18 protein-coding genes, 1 tRNA gene and 3 pseudogenes are annotated in these 16935 nt (G+C 43.9%); 8 read left to right on the forward strand and 14 right to left on the reverse strand.

Going from position 1 to position 16935, the window contains the following annotated elements; genetic code table 11:
- Positions 1–183: 183 nt before the first annotated feature.
- The 10 genes and pseudogenes from G5S32_RS21705 to folB form a co-directional block, all read right to left on the reverse strand.
- Positions 184–537 (reverse strand): annotated as a pseudogene (locus G5S32_RS21705) (LysM peptidoglycan-binding domain-containing protein); the annotation flags it as partial.
- Positions 537–1163, reverse strand: a complete 627-nt coding sequence (locus G5S32_RS12255; RefSeq protein WP_165312270.1) for a protein-L-isoaspartate(D-aspartate) O-methyltransferase — start codon at positions 1161–1163, stop codon at positions 537–539. The pseudogene G5S32_RS21705 and the gene G5S32_RS12255, both read right to left, overlap by 1 nt.
- On the reverse strand, positions 1156–1923 hold the full coding sequence (gene surE, locus G5S32_RS12260) for a 5'/3'-nucleotidase SurE (RefSeq protein WP_165312271.1): 768 nt from the start codon (positions 1921–1923) through the stop codon (positions 1156–1158). Before surE ends, G5S32_RS12255 begins: the two co-directional genes overlap by 8 nt.
- Positions 1916–2962 (reverse strand): tRNA pseudouridine(13) synthase TruD, encoded by a 1047-nt coding sequence (truD, locus tag G5S32_RS12265; RefSeq protein ID WP_165312272.1) that lies wholly within the window; start codon positions 2960–2962, stop codon positions 1916–1918. Before truD ends, surE begins: the two co-directional genes overlap by 8 nt.
- Before the next feature lie 10 nt (positions 2963–2972).
- Positions 2973–3449, reverse strand: a complete 477-nt coding sequence (gene ispF, locus G5S32_RS12270) for a 2-C-methyl-D-erythritol 2,4-cyclodiphosphate synthase (RefSeq protein WP_165312273.1) — start codon at positions 3447–3449, stop codon at positions 2973–2975.
- Complete coding sequence (gene ispD, locus G5S32_RS12275; protein WP_165312274.1) at positions 3446–4147, reverse strand: 2-C-methyl-D-erythritol 4-phosphate cytidylyltransferase; 702 nt, start codon at positions 4145–4147, stop codon at positions 3446–3448. Before ispD ends, ispF begins: the two co-directional genes overlap by 4 nt.
- Positions 4147–4428 carry a cell division protein FtsB gene (ftsB, locus tag G5S32_RS12280; protein ID WP_165312793.1) on the reverse strand — a complete coding sequence of 94 codons (282 nt, stop codon included), beginning with the start codon at positions 4426–4428 and terminating at the stop codon, positions 4147–4149. Before ftsB ends, ispD begins: the two co-directional genes overlap by 1 nt.
- Positions 4429–4553: 125 nt before the next feature.
- The gene (locus G5S32_RS12285) at positions 4554–5357 is read right to left on the reverse strand and encodes an undecaprenyl-diphosphate phosphatase (protein ID WP_165312275.1); all 804 of its coding nucleotides are present in this window, start codon (positions 5355–5357) and stop codon (positions 4554–4556) included.
- A gap of 9 nt (positions 5358–5366) precedes the next feature.
- A complete protein-coding gene (folK, locus tag G5S32_RS12290; protein ID WP_165312276.1) occupies positions 5367–5858 on the reverse strand; it encodes a 2-amino-4-hydroxy-6-hydroxymethyldihydropteridine diphosphokinase in 492 nt (163 codons plus the stop codon).
- The gene (gene folB / locus G5S32_RS12295; protein ID WP_165312277.1) at positions 5855–6208 is read right to left on the reverse strand and encodes a bifunctional dihydroneopterin aldolase/7,8-dihydroneopterin epimerase; all 354 of its coding nucleotides are present in this window, start codon (positions 6206–6208) and stop codon (positions 5855–5857) included. Before folB ends, folK begins: the two co-directional genes overlap by 4 nt.
- A gap of 202 nt (positions 6209–6410) precedes the next feature.
- Here folB and plsY point away from each other — a divergent pair, with 202 nt between their 5' ends.
- On the forward strand, positions 6411–7007 hold the full coding sequence (gene plsY, locus G5S32_RS12300; protein ID WP_165312278.1) for a glycerol-3-phosphate 1-O-acyltransferase PlsY: 597 nt from the start codon (positions 6411–6413) through the stop codon (positions 7005–7007).
- Positions 7008–7233: 226 nt separating this feature from the next.
- Here the strand turns inward: plsY and tsaD are convergent, their stop codons facing one another.
- On the reverse strand, positions 7234–8250 hold the full coding sequence (gene tsaD / locus G5S32_RS12305; RefSeq protein WP_165312279.1) for a tRNA (adenosine(37)-N6)-threonylcarbamoyltransferase complex transferase subunit TsaD: 1017 nt from the start codon (positions 8248–8250) through the stop codon (positions 7234–7236).
- 240 nt (positions 8251–8490) lie between these two features.
- Here tsaD and rpsU point away from each other — a divergent pair, with 240 nt between their 5' ends.
- From rpsU to G5S32_RS12335, 7 genes and pseudogenes are all read left to right on the forward strand, one after another.
- Positions 8491–8706 (forward strand): 30S ribosomal protein S21, encoded by a 216-nt coding sequence (gene rpsU, locus G5S32_RS12310; protein WP_001145625.1) that lies wholly within the window; start codon positions 8491–8493, stop codon positions 8704–8706.
- A gap of 27 nt (positions 8707–8733) precedes the next feature.
- Complete coding sequence (locus tag G5S32_RS12315; protein WP_165312280.1) at positions 8734–9177, forward strand: GatB/YqeY domain-containing protein; 444 nt, start codon at positions 8734–8736, stop codon at positions 9175–9177.
- Positions 9178–9284: 107 nt separating this feature from the next.
- A pseudogene (dnaG, locus tag G5S32_RS12320) lies at positions 9285–10521 on the forward strand (DNA primase); the annotation flags it as partial.
- 74 nt (positions 10522–10595) lie between these two features.
- Positions 10596–11030: pseudogene (gene dnaG, locus G5S32_RS21710) on the forward strand (DNA primase); the annotation flags it as partial.
- 97 nt (positions 11031–11127) lie between these two features.
- The gene (gene rpoD / locus G5S32_RS12325) at positions 11128–12999 is read left to right on the forward strand and encodes an RNA polymerase sigma factor RpoD (protein ID WP_165312282.1); all 1872 of its coding nucleotides are present in this window, start codon (positions 11128–11130) and stop codon (positions 12997–12999) included.
- A gap of 156 nt (positions 13000–13155) precedes the next feature.
- A tRNA-Ile gene (locus G5S32_RS12330) sits at positions 13156–13231 on the forward strand.
- A gap of 388 nt (positions 13232–13619) precedes the next feature.
- The gene (locus G5S32_RS12335) at positions 13620–13805 is read left to right on the forward strand and encodes a hypothetical protein (protein WP_165312283.1); all 186 of its coding nucleotides are present in this window, start codon (positions 13620–13622) and stop codon (positions 13803–13805) included.
- A 399-nt stretch (positions 13806–14204) separates the two neighbouring features.
- Here the strand turns inward: G5S32_RS12335 and G5S32_RS12340 are convergent, their stop codons facing one another.
- The 3 genes from G5S32_RS12340 to G5S32_RS12350 all read right to left on the reverse strand — a co-directional run bounded on the left by G5S32_RS12340 (position 14205) and on the right by G5S32_RS12350 (position 16934).
- Positions 14205–14696: a hypothetical protein gene (locus G5S32_RS12340; RefSeq protein ID WP_069518730.1), complete on the reverse strand. Its 492-nt coding sequence runs from the start codon at positions 14694–14696 to the stop codon at positions 14205–14207.
- Positions 14689–15588 (reverse strand): hypothetical protein, encoded by a 900-nt coding sequence (locus G5S32_RS12345; RefSeq protein ID WP_069518728.1) that lies wholly within the window; start codon positions 15586–15588, stop codon positions 14689–14691. Before G5S32_RS12345 ends, G5S32_RS12340 begins: the two co-directional genes overlap by 8 nt.
- 164 nt (positions 15589–15752) lie before the next feature.
- Complete coding sequence (locus G5S32_RS12350; protein WP_207621582.1) at positions 15753–16934, reverse strand: site-specific integrase; 1182 nt, start codon at positions 16932–16934, stop codon at positions 15753–15755.
- Position 16935 lies beyond the last annotated feature (1 nt).

Raw genomic sequence — 16935 nt, forward strand, 5'->3', positions numbered from 1 at the left:
CGGCGGGGAGACCGGCACCGAAGTGGCTACTGAAACAGGAGTTTTAGCTACTGCAGCCGTGGATGCAGCAGTGGTTGCTGCACTTGGTTTTGGTAGAGCGACATTACTCGATGTTGCTGCACTAGGTGTTGCTGAAGAAGGCTTAGGGGCAACACTGGATGGAGTCGATGAAATTCTTGGCGGAGCAGATTTATTGGCGGCTATAGAAGAGCTATTACCAGCACCTGTTCCACCATAAGCTGGAGTATTATAGATAGGACTCCAAAGCCTTAATTTCTGTCCAGGATGAATGGTATAAGGAGCTTCCAGACGATTGAAACGGATAATGTCATTAACGTCTTTGTCTGTCACATAAGCGATAAAATACAAGGTGTCACCACGTTTTACTTCGTAGTAACTACCGCGATAACTACCTCGATTAATATCACGATAATCTTTCTGCAACCCAGACACTGGTGCAGGGAAATCTGCTGCGCAGCCTATTAACAGCCCGCACAGCCCATACGCCAATAATGTCTTAAGTTGAAAACGCTTCATTACGCTAAGTCACCAGCAACTAGCGGAACAAAACGCACAGTTTCTATTAACTGAGAAATAAACTGCTCACCTTTTCGTATTATTTTGTAGAGCTGCTGCTCTTCTTCACCGACAGGTATCACTAAGCGCCCACCGTCAGCAAGCTGCTCCAACAAAGCTTGCGGAACCTTCTGCGCAGCGGCCGTCACGATGATCGCGTCAAATGGAGCTTTGGCAGCCCAACCTTGCCATCCATCGCCATGCTTTGTCGATACGTTATAAATATCGAGCTGCTTTAAGCGACGTTTCGCTTCCCACTGCAAAGATTTAATCCTTTCAACGGAGAACACATGATCAACAAGATGAGACAAGATCGCGGTCTGATAACCGGAGCCAGTCCCCACTTCCAGCACTCGACTATTTTGCTGCAATTCCAACATTTGAGTCATTTTTGCAACGATATAAGGCTGAGAGATAGTTTGCCCCTGACCAATAGGTAGAGCATTATTGTCATAAGCCTGATGAACCATCGCTTGAGAAACGAAGTATTCTCTAGGCAATTGATGTATTACCTGCAAAACATGTTGATCAGTAATACCATTCGCTAATAAAAACTGAATTAATTTATCGGCTTTGGGATTAGCCATCAGTTCTTTCCTTTAACCAATGATCCATGCTACCTAAAGACTCATGTGCTGTGAGATCCACTTGCATTGGAGTCAGTGAAACAAAGCCATGCTCGATGGCATAGAAGTCGGTACCTTCGCCTGCATCTTGTTCTTTGCCTGGAGGGCCTAACCAATAAATATCATGCCCACGAGGATCTTTCTGCTTAATCATGCTTTCGGCGTGATGACGAGCACCCAAGCGAGTCACTTTAGTACCCGCTAGATCTTCAAATGGCATATCTGGAATGTTTACATTCAATAGGCGGTTGGTTGGAATAGGTCGACGCAGATGTTGCTCTACCAATTGGCGAGCAATTTTTCCTGCAGTCGCAAAATGTTGATTACCGACTAATGAAAACGCTATTGATTGAACACCTAAGAAATGTCCTTCCATTGCTGCAGCAACCGTACCCGAATAAAGAACGTCATCACCCAGATTCGCGCCGTGGTTAATTCCCGTTAATACGAGATCTGGCATCGCATCTTTTAACAGCTCGTTTAAAGCAAAGTGCACGCAATCCGTTGGTGTACCTTGCACCGAGTAAGTATTCGGAGCAACGATAGAGACACGCAAAGGCTGTTCTAGAGTTAACGAGTTTGATGCACCAGAGCGATTTCTGTCCGGAGCAACAATGATCACTTCCGCAAGATCAGAAATAGCGGCAGCTAAGGCGTGAATACCATCGGCAAACACACCATCATCATTACTTAAAAGTACTTTTAGTTTTTTATCACTCATACACACGCTCTACAGGGATCTCTTCTATTAGTTCTCTCACAATCGATGTAGCAAAGCTGCCAGCATCAAGAGCAAATTTTAACGTAATAGAATCACCCTCGATTTGCCAAGTTAAATCTTGTGCTTTCAACGAGATTGCTCTGCGGTCATGACGCATACGGTTACCACGAATTAGCTTCATTAGGTCTACTTCCGCATCAATGTGTTGTTGCTCTATCTTCTGCGCCTCTGCCTGTGTAGGTAAAGCGTTATCGCCCGCTAAAGCAGCTGAAATCTGAGCTTTATCCTGGTTAAGCAGTGCATTGAATTCCTCAACTTGCTCAGCATTGACCAGAATTTGTTCATCGTTTACTAAAGCGATATCCCCTTCGACAAAACGGTAGAAACAGTTTTGCTCGATACGAGAAGAAACAATACGGTTGAATACCCATGAACGTGCAGTAGAAAGATACAGGCTACGCTGATTCTGATTACGAGTACGGACGTTTTCACGCCCCCAACGACGCGCTTCCTCTAGGTTGTTGCCATCTTTACCAAAACGTTGGTTACCAAAGTAATTTGGTACGCCCTGTTTTGCGACCACCTCTAAGCGTTTCACCACTTCATCAACATCGGTTACTTCCGATAATGTCACTTCAAAGTAGTTACCCGCCAAGTCACCCGGACGTAACTTTTTGTTGTGGCGAGTCATGGCTAGAATTTCAATGCTCGGATGCTGTGATTGAAACAAAGCCAAATTCGGGAAACCCGCCGTAGGTAAGTGAACGCTCAGCCACTGTTCTGTCACGGCATGGCGATCTTTCAAGCCAGCCCAACTGACGTCTTTTGATTTTACGCCACACGCTTTCGCCAGTTCATTAGCGACAAAACTGGTGTTCTCACCCGTTTTACGAATAGAAATCATCAGGTGTTCACCGCTACCGGCAAACTCATAACCCAGATTTTCGATAACTTTAAAATCTTCTGGCTTCGCTTTTATTTTGCCTTTAGCTGTTGGTTTACCGCATAGGTAAGCCAGTGAAGATAGAATATCTGTCATTTTCTACTCTTTACGCTTTGATCAGTAATACAACCGCTTCGCATGCGATGCCTTCTTTACGCCCTGTGAACCCCAAACGCTCAGAAGTCGTTGCTTTCACATTGACATTGCCGATATCGGTTTCCAAATCTTCAGCAATAGCTGCGCACATCGCATCAATGTATGGAGCCATTTTCGGCGCCTGAGCAATGATAGTGACATCCGCATTGCCTAGACGGTAGCCCAGTTCTTTAACTCGGCGGTAAACATCTTTCAATAACTCACGGCTATCTGCACCTTTCCATTTATCATCGGTGTCAGGAAAATGTTTGCCGATATCACCCGCAGCAATCGCTCCGAGTAGGGCATCACTCAACGCATGCAAAGCAACATCGCCATCAGAATGTGCAATCAAGCCTTGCTCATAAGGAACGGCAACACCACCAATAATGACAGGGCCTTCACCACCAAATTTATGCACATCAAAACCATGGCCAATTCGTATCATGTTTGTTCCTTATTTCGGCTTAAATAGAACTCAGCCAACGCAAGATCTTCTGGCTGAGTAATTTTTATATTGTCTGCTCGACCATTGACTAAAGCCGGGCTTAAATTCAGTCTTTCAAATGCAGAAGCTTCATCAGTGATGTTAGCCTTACAAGCTAATCCATCAATTAAGGCATCACGTAAAGGTACCGTGCGGAACATTTGTGGTGTGAGTGCGTGCCAAAGATTCACACGCTCAACCGTATGATCAATGTTCTGCTGCTGATTGCTGCGCTTCATGGTATCTCGAACAGGTGCTGCGAGAATCGCCCCAACCGAGTGAATTTGCGCGCTTTCAATTAATCGAGAAACGTCCTGCTCAGTAAAACAAGGCCTTGCCGCATCGTGAACTAAAACCCAATCGCTGACTTCGTGTTTACAGATGTAATTTAATGCAGATAGCACTGAATCGGCCCTTTCCTTACCACCATTGACTCGAATGACTTGAGGATGATTAGCCAATGCTAGCGTAGAGAAATAGGGATCCGTTTCGCTGACGGCAACCACCACTTTCGATACTCTGGGATGCGCCAGCAATTTAGAGACCGTGTGTTCTAATACCGTTTTACCTAAGAGTTTTAAATATTGTTTCGGACGGTCAGCCTGCATTCGACTGCCAACACCGGCTGCTGGCACAACCGCAATAATTGCTTGATTCATTAACGGTTGTCCTCTCCAGTAACTCGGTAGAAAGTCTCACCACTTTTCACCATACCTAATTCATGACGTGCTCTTTCTTCTATGGCATCAAGACCTTGGCGCAAATCATCAATTTCAGCAAACATCTCTTGGTTACGTTGATGTAAGTTAGTGTTTACTTGCTCTTGAACTTCTATCTCAGCCGCAACAGCATGAAAATCAGAAATCCCGTTTTTCCCCTGCCATAAGCTGTATTGAAGGAAACCGAACAGCAGGGTTAATGTCACCGCAAGAACTCGCATTACTTTCACACTCGTCAATATTGGTAGAAATCTATGTATATAGAAAAAAGGCCGAATAACACGGCCTCTTTTATCAATTTGGATAGAAACGCTCTATTTATACCATAAGCACCGTTTTCAGGCGACTAACGGCTTAGTAGAAAGGCAAATAAGCCTACACCTAAAATCAAACGATAAATCACAAATGGCGTCATGCCCATTCGAGAAATCAACTTCAAGAAAAAGAAAATACAAAGATAAGCGCTCACAAATGAGGTCAGAATACCGGTTAGAAGAAACCCTAAGTGGATAGGCTCACCGCTAGTGACCAGTTTCAAACCTAAGTAGCTGCCCGCCAATACGATAATCGGAATCGACATCAAAAATGAAAAACGTGCTGCCGCTTCGCGAGTAAAACCAAGATAAAGAGCCGCTGTAATGGTAATACCTGAACGAGAGGTGCCCGGAATCATAGCCACAGCTTGCGCAAAACCGATGAAAAGCGCTTTCTTCCAGCCAGCTTGATACTCATGAATATCCTGCTTAGCTGTTTTATCCACATACCAAAGAGGAATACCGAAAATAATAGTGGTCGCAGCAATTACCCAAGCACTACGTAAGTAGACTTCGATAAAATCTTTCATTACCAAGCCAAAGATACAAGCAGGGATCGTTGCTAAAATGATGCACCATGCCAAATTCGCTTCTTTACTTCTATCTCCTTTGAAGATCGAGGCAAAAAATGCACTCAACAGCGCTTTTACTTCGTTTCTGAAGTAAATCACAACCGCTGTCAGAGTTCCGACATGCACAGCTACGTCAAACGCTAAACCTTGATCAGCCCAACCCAATACTGCCGAAGGCAATATTAAATGAGCAGAGCTAGAAATTGGCAAAAATTCGGTAAACCCTTGAATTAAAGCCAACATAAATGATTCAAAATAACTCATTGTTTTCTCTTATTTCACACTAAACCAAAGCGGTATTGGTTTTAGTTGTTCTAAAAGCGCAGCTTCTTGCCAAACTTTTTTAATGGATAAATCGGTTCCTGGAATATTGAGTTCTGGACATAACTCATACAAAGGCTGGATCACAAAAGGATATTGATAAATATCCGGACGAGGGACAGCCGGAGAACTCGGAGATATGACATCACCAAACAAAATAATATCCATATCTAATGTGCGATCTTGATACTTTTTCGCGTCGGCATCTCGCCCCCAACGATACTCCACCTTTTTTAAAGACTGCTGAAAATCGTTAAGGGAGAGCGAAGTTTTTAACTCCACCACCAAATTGAAAAATGGATGGCTATCAAACCCTTGCGCTGGACACTCATAAATCGTTGAAAGACGAAGTTCATCTCCCAGCAGACTTAGCTCTTTGATCCCCGCTTCAATATGACGGTATCGCTCCAAATTAGAGCCAACACCAACATATGCAGTGATCATAGAGATCCTCTTTCGATGATCACACCGACACCTTTTGCCTGCGGAACAGCACCCGGTTTGGTTAGTCGAATACGAATCCAAGGGACACTAAAGCGTTGCATAATGAGCTGTGCTACTTCTTCTGCAACTCTTTCTACTAATAAGAAACGACCTGATTCGATATGTTCAATGACAGCTTGGCTAACCTGTGCATAGTCCAAGGCATGGGCGACATCATCGCTGTTCCCTGCTGGCTTATTGTCATGCGCCATTTCCAAATCGAGAACCAACTTCTGTTTAATGGTTTGTTCCCAGTCATACACACCTATGGTGGTAATAACTTCTAGCTGCTCTATAAAGACTTTATCCATCTTCTATCGAATTCCTTACAACAGTTAGACTCAATCACAGGTCGGATACCTAAATTGAGTAAAAAAACGTACTATCGTCGCCAATCGCGATATCATATACGAAACAGCCTCCAGATGGGTAAATCAAACAGTATTTTTACTTAAAGGTTTGCTGACCGATTTATAAAGACTTCGCTTAAGTAAACAAAACAGCGAGACAACAATGACAGCAGTGGCACTCATAATGATAATTTCCGCCTATCTACTGGGTTCAATATCCAGTGCGGTGCTGATCTGTCGACTATTACGTTTACCTGATCCTAGAAACGTTGGCTCTAATAATCCCGGGGCGACAAACGTATTACGTATTGGTGGAAAAAAAGCGGCCGCATCTGTACTGCTATGCGACATGCTAAAAGGTACTATCCCTGTTTGGGCAAGCTATTTTCTTAAAATTGACCCCTTCATTTTAGGTATCATCGCTATCGCGGCCTGCCTTGGCCACATGTACCCTATATTTTTTCACTTTAAGGGGGGCAAAGGTGTTGCAACGGCCTTAGGAGCCATTGCTCCTATCGGTTTAGATTTAACAGCTATGATCATGGCGACTTGGTTATTTGTCGCGGTCATCTTCCGCTACTCCTCTTTAGCGGCAATTGTTACGGTGCTGCTTGCGCCTTTTTATACTTGGCTAGTGAAACCCCAATATACTCTTCCGGTTGCGATGCTCTGCTGCTTAATCATTTTACGACACCATCAAAATATTAAGCGTCTTTTTGCTGGAACTGAGCCTAAAGTCGGCGAAAAAAAGAACACTTAATGTCATACCATTCTGGAAAATTTCCTGATCAGTGAATAGGCGTCGATAAGCAAACCCTCCGAGCCATGGATGGCTCGGCGGAGCTTCAGGGACGAATGAATGCGCGTTTGCGTTTGACGCCCATTCGCTTTTCTGCCGATGCTAAGTCTGATCATATTTTTATCTAGGTTGGTATCAGATATAAAAAAACGGCCGCAACTGCGACCGTCTTATTGGCTGAGCTGATTTATTCAACAGGCGTGAGTTGATCAATCGGCCAACGAGGACGAGCTTCAACACTCAAGTCCGTAACATCACCATTTTTCAAACGTTGCATACCAGCAAAAGCAATCATCGCTCCGTTGTCGGTACAAAATTCGGTACGTGGGTAATACACTTCACCACCGATTTTTTCCGCCAGCTTAGCTAAATCAGCACGTAACTGTTTATTTGCACTTACACCACCGGCAATCACAATTCGCTTCATCCCTGTTTCTTCAAGAGCGCGTTTACACTTAATCACTAAGGTTGAACACACCGCTTCTTGGAATGCATAGGCAATATCAGCACGTGTTTGCTCATCATCGCCATTTGCAGCGATAGTATTAGCCGTAAAAGTTTTCAAACCCGAGAAGCTCATTTCGAGCCCAGGACGGTCCGTCATTGGACGAGGGAATTTAAAGCGACCTGGAGTTCCCTTTTCAGCTAAACGCGAAAGCAAAGGGCCACCAGGGTAATCCAGTCCCATCAATTTTGCTGTTTTATCAAAGGCTTCACCAGCAGCATCATCAATTGATTCACCAAGAATACGGTATTCGCCAATACCTTTGACTTCCACCATCATGCTGTGGCCACCAGAGACAAGCAAAGCGACAAATGGAAATGGAGGTGGATTATCTTCAAGCATTGGCGCTAAAAGGTGACCTTCCATATGGTGTACTGCCACAGCAGGAACATTCCAAGCGTAAGCAATACTGCGGCCAATGGTTGCACCAACTAATAAAGCACCAACCAGACCAGGACCTGCAGTATAAGCAACACCATCAATATCTTTCGGTGTTAAATTCGCTTCAGCCATAGCCGCTTTAATCAGTGGAATCGTCTTTTTTACATGGTCACGCGACGCAAGTTCTGGCACGACACCGCCGTAGTCCGCATGAAGTTTAACTTGACTATAAAGCTTATGAGACAGCAATCCCTTTTCGTCATCGTAAATCGCTATACCCGTCTCATCACAAGAGGTTTCAATACCAATAATACGCATATTTTTCTCAGCACACTGCCATCTATAATTTGAAATTGGCGCAATGTTACAACGCCTTCGCTTCACAAACAAATTTTGTACAAGCTGTAGGCGACAAAGTACTTTACAAAGGCACAACGATCGGATTAAAATTCCGCACCATTTTTGATCTAGCTGATTAAAGACCAAACGGGTAAGAAATCTTATTGATTTGGTCACTGATTGTCAGCATTAACGAATAACCCCTGAGGTGAAAGGCATATGCCAGTAGTTAAAGTACGTGAAAACGAACCGTTCGACGTTGCACTACGTCGTTTCAAACGCTCTTGCGAAAAAGCAGGTATCCTTTCTGAAGTGCGTCGTCGTGAGCACTACGAAAAACCAACTACAGTTCGCAAACGCGCTAAAGCAGCAGCTCAAAAGCGTCACGCTAAGAAGCTTGCTCGCGAAAACGCTCGTCGCGTTCGCCTGTACTAATAACTTTTCCTAATTAAGGAATAAGTTATGGCTCTTATTGATAATCTCAGAGAAGAGCAAAAATTAGCGATGAAAGCCAAGGACAAAGCGCGCCTTGGCACTATTCGTTTAGCCCTTTCAGCTATCAAACAACGTGAAGTTGACGAGAAGATTACTCTGACCGATGACGACATCGTTGCTGTACTGACCAAAATGGTTAAACAACGTCGCGACTCTGTATCGCAATACGAAGCAGCAAATCGTTCAGATCTCGCTGAAGTGGAGCAAGCAGAAATCACTGTACTTGAGGAATTTATGCCTCAACCATTGAGTGAAGAAGAAGTGGCAGCACTGATTGACAGTGCAATCGCAGAATCGTCACCAGCGGGCATGCAAGACATGGGTAAAGTGATGGCTATCTTGAAACCACAAATTCAAGGGCGTGCAGATATGGGTAAAGTCAGCGGTTTAGTTCGCGCTAAACTGGCTTAATCCAGAACTCTATTGCAGCAAGCCGTGCTATTCTTTGAATGCACGGCTTGTTTGTATCTAAGGTCTATGGACCTTGCGTTTTCGTTTTTATCTCTTTTTTAGGTTTTATGGCAGGACAAATTCCTCGTAGCTTCATCGATGACCTCCTAGCTCGACTTGATATTGTCGATGTTATCGACGCACGTGTGAAACTTAAAAAAAAGGGCAAAAACTACGGTGCATGCTGTCCATTCCATAATGAAAAGACCCCATCATTTAGCGTAAGCCAAGAAAAACAGTTCTATCATTGCTTTGGTTGTGGTGTGCACGGCAACGCTATCGACTTCATGATGGAATATGAGCGTCTTGAGTTTCCTGAAGCGATTGAAGAGCTCGCCTCTTCGCTTGGTTTAGAAGTACCACGTGAAGAACGCTCGAATAATGGCTTTAAAGGAAACACCCCAAAAGTCAGCAGCGACGAAAAACGAAGTCTCTATGATTTGATGGGGAGTATTGCTCAGTTTTACCGTCAACAACTGAAAGTTCCAGCTAACCGTCATGCGATCGAATATTTGAAAAATCGCGGTTTATCCGGCGAGATTGTGCAGAAATTTGGCATCGGTTATGTGGCTGATGAATGGGATTTAGTTCGTAAGAATTTCGGACAACAGAAACAGGCACAAGAGATGCTAGTTTCTGGCGGCATGTTAATTGAAAATGATAGTGGCAAACGCTATGACCGTTTTCGTGGCCGAGTCATGTTCCCAATCCGAGATCGTCGAGGAAGAGTGATAGGCTTTGGGGGTCGTGTTATTGGCGACGGCACACCTAAATACCTCAACTCTCCAGAAACACCTATCTTCCATAAAGGTAAAGAACTGTACGGACTCTTCGAAGTTTTACAGGCTTACCGTGAACCACCACAAATCCTTGTGGTCGAAGGTTATATGGATGTGGTGGCTTTAGCGCAATATGGTATTGATTATTCTGTTGCGTCTCTAGGAACATCAACCACAGGTGATCACCTGCAGTTGTTGTTCAGACAGACCAATACTGTTGTCTGCTGCTATGACGGTGACCGAGCAGGCCGGGAAGCCGCATGGCGAGCACTGGAAAACGCACTTAGCTATCTGAAAAGTGGAAATATTTTAAAATTCCTTTTCCTTCCAGATGGTGAAGATCCAGACAGTTTTGTACGTAAAAACGGTAAAGATGCGTTTGAAGAAATGGTTCGAAATGCCGAACCATTATCAAAATATCTGTTTTCTAATTTGCTGACTCAAGTTGATGTGGGTAATAACGAAGGCAAAGCCGCATTAGAAGCGCTTGCTCTCCCTTTAATTAACAAAGTACCTGATGAATCTATGCAAAATCAGCTACTTAAAATTTTAGGGCAAACAACCGGGATTTATAAAAAGCCAACGCTGCCAGCGGATTCTAAAACTAGACCTCAGCCGCATAAAGAAATAAAGCGAACGCCAATGAGAGATGTTATCGCTTTGCTTCTACAGAATCCGAGCTATGCTGATATGGTGCCAGACCTTTCCACTACAGAAGGTCTAGAAATTCCTGGATTGAAATTGTTGACAGAAGTGCTTGAAAAATGCAGACAACAACCCCATATAAAAACTGGTCAATTATTAGAACATTGGCGAAACACAAAAAACGAGGCACTAATGTCTCGACTAGCAAGCTGGGATATCCCGCTTGTAGAAGATAATCAAAACGAACTATTTTTTGACTCATTGGACAAAATTATTGCCCAGTGCGTAGAGAAACAAATTGAAAACCTGCTGGCTAAATCAAGAAGTATCGGTTTATCAAGCGACGAAAAAAGGGAGCTTCAAGATCTCATGAGAGATTTGAAAGCGTAACCCTGTTTGAATAGTCAGCAACAATTTAATTTGTTATTATCCGTGGTTTGCATTTCGCATACTATTCCTTCACCAGATACGAAGTTGGATACCGTCTATGGATCAAAATCCGCAGTCACAGCTTAAGCAACTTGTCATTCGCGGCAAGGAGCAGGGCTATCTGACCTACGCCGAAGTAAATGACCACCTACCAGCAGAAATCGTAGATTCTGAGCAGGTAGAAGATATTATTCAGATGATCAACGACATGGGTATTAAGGTTGTAGAAACCGCCCCTGACGCTGATGATCTAGCTCTTAATGATGATGAAACCATCACCGACGAAGATGCAGCAGAAGCTGCTGCTGCTGCGCTATCTAGCGTAGAAAGCGAGATTGGTCGAACGACTGACCCTGTACGTATGTATATGCGTGAAATGGGTACAGTAGAACTACTGACTCGTGAAGGTGAAATCGATATCGCGAAGCGAATCGAAGATGGTATCAACCAAGTACAAAGTGCTGTCGCTGAATACCCTGGAACGATTCCATACATCCTTGAGCAATTCGATAAAGTTCAAGCTGAAGAACTTCGCCTAACCGACATCATCAGTGGTTTCGTCAACCCAGATGATATGGAAAGCGAAGCGCCAACAGCTACACACATCGGTTCAGAGTTAACAGGTTCAGACCTCGATGACGAAGATGATACCGATGATGATGACGACGACGAAGATGAAGATGGCGACGACGATAGCAGCAGTGACGAAGAAGAAGTTGGTATAGACCCTGAACTAGCTTTAGAAAAATTCACTGAACTACGTAATCAGTACCAAAATCTTCAACTAGCGATCAACGAACACGGCGAATCAAGCAGCAAAGCTCAAGAAGCGACTGAGCTTGTATTGACTGTTTTCCGTGAATTCCGTTTGACGCCAAAACAGTTCGATCATCTTGTAAATACGCTACGCAATTCGATGGATCGCGTACGTACACAAGAACGCTTGATCATGCGCGCTGTTGTTGAAAAAGCTAAGATGCCGAAAAAATCATTTATCTCGGTATTCACTGGTAATGAATCTGATGAAGCTTGGTTTGAACAAATCCTCGCATCAGATAAACCATACGCAGCGAAGATCCGTGAAGATGAAGAAGATATTCGTCGTTCAATTCAAAAACTTCGTATTATCGAGCAAGAGACATCTTTAACCGTAAACCGTATTAAAGATATCAGCCGTCGCATGTCTATCGGCGAAGCAAAAGCTCGTCGTGCGAAGAAAGAGATGGTTGAAGCGAACTTACGTCTGGTTATTTCTATCGCTAAGAAATACACAAACCGTGGTCTACAGTTCTTGGATCTAATCCAGGAAGGTAACATCGGTCTGATGAAGGCTGTAGATAAGTTTGAATACCGTCGTGGTTACAAGTTCTCAACTTATGCAACTTGGTGGATCCGTCAGGCAATTACTCGTTCAATTGCAGACCAAGCACGTACGATCCGTATCCCAGTTCATATGATTGAAACGATCAACAAGTTGAACCGTATCTCTCGTCAAATGCTACAAGAAATGGGCCGTGAGCCACTGCCAGAAGAGTTGGCAGAGCGTATGCAAATGCCGGAAGATAAGATTCGTAAAGTACTGAAAATTGCTAAAGAGCCAATCTCTATGGAGACACCAATTGGTGACGACGAAGATTCGCATCTAGGTGATTTTATCGAGGATACCACGCTAGAGTTACCATTAGATTCTGCAACAGCGACTAGCTTGCGCGCAGCAACTCGTGACGTTCTAGGCGGTCTGACTCCTCGTGAAGCAAAAGTACTACGTATGCGTTTCGGTATCGATATGAATACTGACCACACTTTGGAAGAAGTTGGTAAGCAGTTCGACGTTACTCGTGAACGTATCCGTCAGATCGAAGCAAAAGCGCTACGTAAACTTCGTCACCCAAGCCGTTCAGAGACTCTGCGCAGCTTCCTAGACGAATAACGTAACACTCTGCTTTAATATGGCATTGAATAAAAGGTGAGCGACAGCTCGCCTTTTTTGTTATTCATCGTTCTAAGTGGATAAAAACTAAGCGCTATTACCCTACTTTGCGTCTAGACACACACCACCCCTTCCCCTATAATCATTGACCTAATCGGCCCCTTAGCTCAGTGGTTAGAGCAGTCGACTCATAATCGATTGGTCCCCAGTTCAAGTCTGGGAGGGGCCACCAAATCTCGATAAGGCGTATGAAGAAATTCATGCGCCTTTATCTTTTCTGGTCCGGTCTATATCCGGTCCGCGATTACTTCCTGTAAGCTCTGGTCCATCAGGTCAGCCGAAAAACTCCACGTACTAACCACAGTGATGTATTTCCTAGTCCGGATTGATATCCACCATCAGAACCTTCTCTCGTCTGTACAACGCGAATCAGAGCAGATACATACCACTCAACACCAGAACTAAACCCCAGAAAAACTTCGCGCTGGAACCAACAAAAATATAACCAACATTCTGTCCCATTAGGTCTAGTTATTAATATAAATATAATTTAGATACCTGAATGGGGTTCTAGCTGAGATTACGCAGGAGACTCAGCACCGAAGATTAGGACAAGATGAATGTTGAATCATGATGACCGATTACCCTCAGTGGTAATCGGTCTGTCTTTCTCTAATGTAATTTCGACTAGTAATCAGCGACACTCAACCACAGCTCCAGAAACAGCAGCTAATCACAGGACTGGTATTCATACTGAAACCGGAAAAAACAACGGCACACTGGGCTACAGCGCGGATCTGGTATGAGTTAGGGTGTAGAGTTGGGTTAGTGGAATAGGATGTGAATCTAGCTGGTTACTGTCGGGACTGTCACGGCTGTCAGAACCGTCGGCGCTGCCATGACTGTCGCAACTGTCAGGACTACAGGGAAAATACATCTACTGCCGCCGCCGTCGGCAAACTGGACGGAAAACCTAAATAGGAAATTTACATTAGGGTTCGTGTCCAGCTCGGTATCTAGCCAAAATTACAGCTAAAGACCGGATAGAGACCGGACCGACGACGCCGTCGCGATAATTACAGAAACTACATCACGCAGGAAGTCAGGCAGAATAAGCCTTAGAGAGAGATTACAGGGCCAGTCTGATGTGACCGACCCAGCGATCTAGGATTTTAGCTTTGGGTGTGGGTTAATCTAAGAGCGGATTACTGGTCACTCGATTTATCTGAACGTATTAATAGTTTCGGCATATTTGACACCAGAGCAAACATCACATTGATGACCTCAACTATAATTGCCACAGAGAATATAATAGCCGCCAGTTGAACAGCAGTAAAAAAAGCATCCCTATCCGGTACTAAGTTATGTTCTGGGTACACCAACAATGGCACTCCAGTTACTCTTAAATATGGAAGCAACAAAGAAACGACAAGGCATGCGACTAAGATCAACATATCCTGCTTCAACTTCGAGAGAAAAGGGATAAATTTTTGAAACTTTTCAGCAGACCCCACCTGGGCGGCAGCAGTGATTAATACGCTGAAAATTACAGACACACCAGCCGTCAGTCCCCCCAAAATTGCACCTAAAATCCCCGGAGTAGCAGACTCCAAAACTTTATATGCAACCTCATTGGATGAGGATAAAGCTAAGCTGATGGCAAAAATAATGCCTGTAATTGTTAGCGTTTTAAACATCGGCTATGTCTTCTGAATCATCGTGATAATCGTACTCTTTCCTATATGCACAGAGAATATCAACAACATCATCTGCACTGTAGTTTATTAGTTCAATCTCTGTGATACCTTTACCTGTCATAGTAACAACCTTAGCTACTTTCTCGCTACTTACGATTGTCAGTTTGCTCTTATGCCCTGATAGTATCCCTTTCATTTTCCATTGACCGCCACCTTTACGGCACCAACGGACCATGTTTCCAAACCAACTGTCACTTTTCAGTTTTAGCGTAGAGTCACGGTTTTCAAAAGTAGTAATGATTTTGTTCGCATTGGTGTTTTCTGCCGTATCATTCAACGCTTTCTTCATTTCTTTTTCAGTGTTGCCAAATAGATTTGGTGGGGTAAGTTCAAACTTAACCGACTGAATAGAATCGAATTTGTCGTATTCTTCCCAGAACGTGTGTTCAGACGTATTTAACACAGGCTCTATGTCCGCACGTAAATTGATTTCAGCTAATTCAATGTTGTTTGATAGGGCTTGAAACGCTTTACAGGCTGCTGTAGGTGAAGAAAATACACTTGTTTTCTTCTCAACTAAAATCACCTGCTGTTCTCGATCCCATAACCAAACCATTGGAGGAAAGTCCTCCACACTAAATTCCTTAAAGTCTGAATCATGACCATGCAGAGATTTTGCTTTAGCTACCATCCCCGCCATGACACCTTCATTTCGCCCATCAATCATTACTTTCAATGAAAATAATTTTTCTTTGTGCTCATTCTCTGGCGGATTTCCTACTGAGTATCGAAGAGCATCTTCAAATGCATATATGTCATCGGACATGTTTTTATGGACAAACAACTGCGGTTCTTTAGCAACTAAAGAGACCCTTAAAGCGTAGAAGTTCATTGTATCTCTATGATTTCATTTTAAGTATGCTCATTTTACAGACAGATTTTCTGGTTGCATATAAAAAAGAACAAAATGAAACTGTTTATATGCACAGTATAGTTAAGGGGTATATTAGTAAAGCAGTAAATTAGATTTACTGCTTTCGTCTCTATCAATGTTTATCAAGCACTACTAACCAACTCAGCCACATTTGCACTGACTTCTCTCAACCTACTCGAAGCCAAATGAGCATATCTTGTACTGGTCTGTGGCGACTGATGCCCCAACAAATGCTGAACATCATAGAGCGTCGCATTTCCGCTGTTGATCAGGATCGATGCGAAGCTATGCCTCAAATCATGAATTCGGAAGTTGTCAGTAATCCCGGCAGCTTTCTTGATTCGAGCAAAAGCCTTCTTCGGATGAGCGATAGGTCTACCGGGTGCATCTCCGGCAAAGATATAGGGGTTCTTAGGTTGTTGAAATCGTCGTTGATCATGGATAACTTCCTTGGCTAGATGGTTGAGCAGGACCGTTCTCGACAGCCCCGACTTAGTGTGTGGTAGAAATAGGCTCCAGTTGCCGTCGTCGTCGACGGTAAGACACTCCCATTTCGAACTGGTAATTTCCCCGATTCGCATCCCAGTAAGCAGAGCGAATTTCAATGCGTTAGATTGGGTGCGATTCGGTTCCTCGTTACATGCCTTGATGAAGCTGGACACCTCGGCCCGTGATAGGAATCGCTGTCTTACATTGTTTTCCTTCAACTTCCTGATGTATTGACCGGGATTAGAGTCGACATAACCCCATTCCATTGCCAGCCTGAACATACGAAGCACTAAGGAACGTAGACGGTTCACCGTTGCAGGCTTCCTACCTTCTAGTAATCCGTCCAACAATTTTTGAATGTCCTGCTGACCGATATCAGTGAGAGGTTTCTTACCCCACTTCGGATAGAAGTGGAGCTTGAGACTACCTGCATCACTTTTAGCAGTAAGCTTATTCATCATTGCGTAGGGTAAGTAATGCAGCTCTGAGAATTCTTGGAACGTAAGGACGTTGCGCTTCTCATCACGAATAGCCTTGGGGTCATTACCTAGAGCAATTTCCCGTTTATGGTCATTGGCAATCTGACGAGCAGTGTTGATATCTAATGCTGGATATTCACCTAGCTGGATAGATTTCTTGGTTCCGTGGAGTGTGTACCTGAACAAGAAACGCTTCCTTCCTTGGCGGTTGACGATCATCTTGAGGCCAGAACATAACTCATCCGTATATTCCGTTTCCTTACTTTTGCTCGACGGCGGCGTCGGTGGTAGTGAGTCGAGTTGGCGCTTATTGAATTTGAATTTTCGGGATTGCATC

This window comes from Vibrio ziniensis (assembly GCF_011064285.1).
Taxonomy (GTDB): Bacteria; Pseudomonadota; Gammaproteobacteria; order Enterobacterales; family Vibrionaceae; genus Vibrio; species Vibrio ziniensis.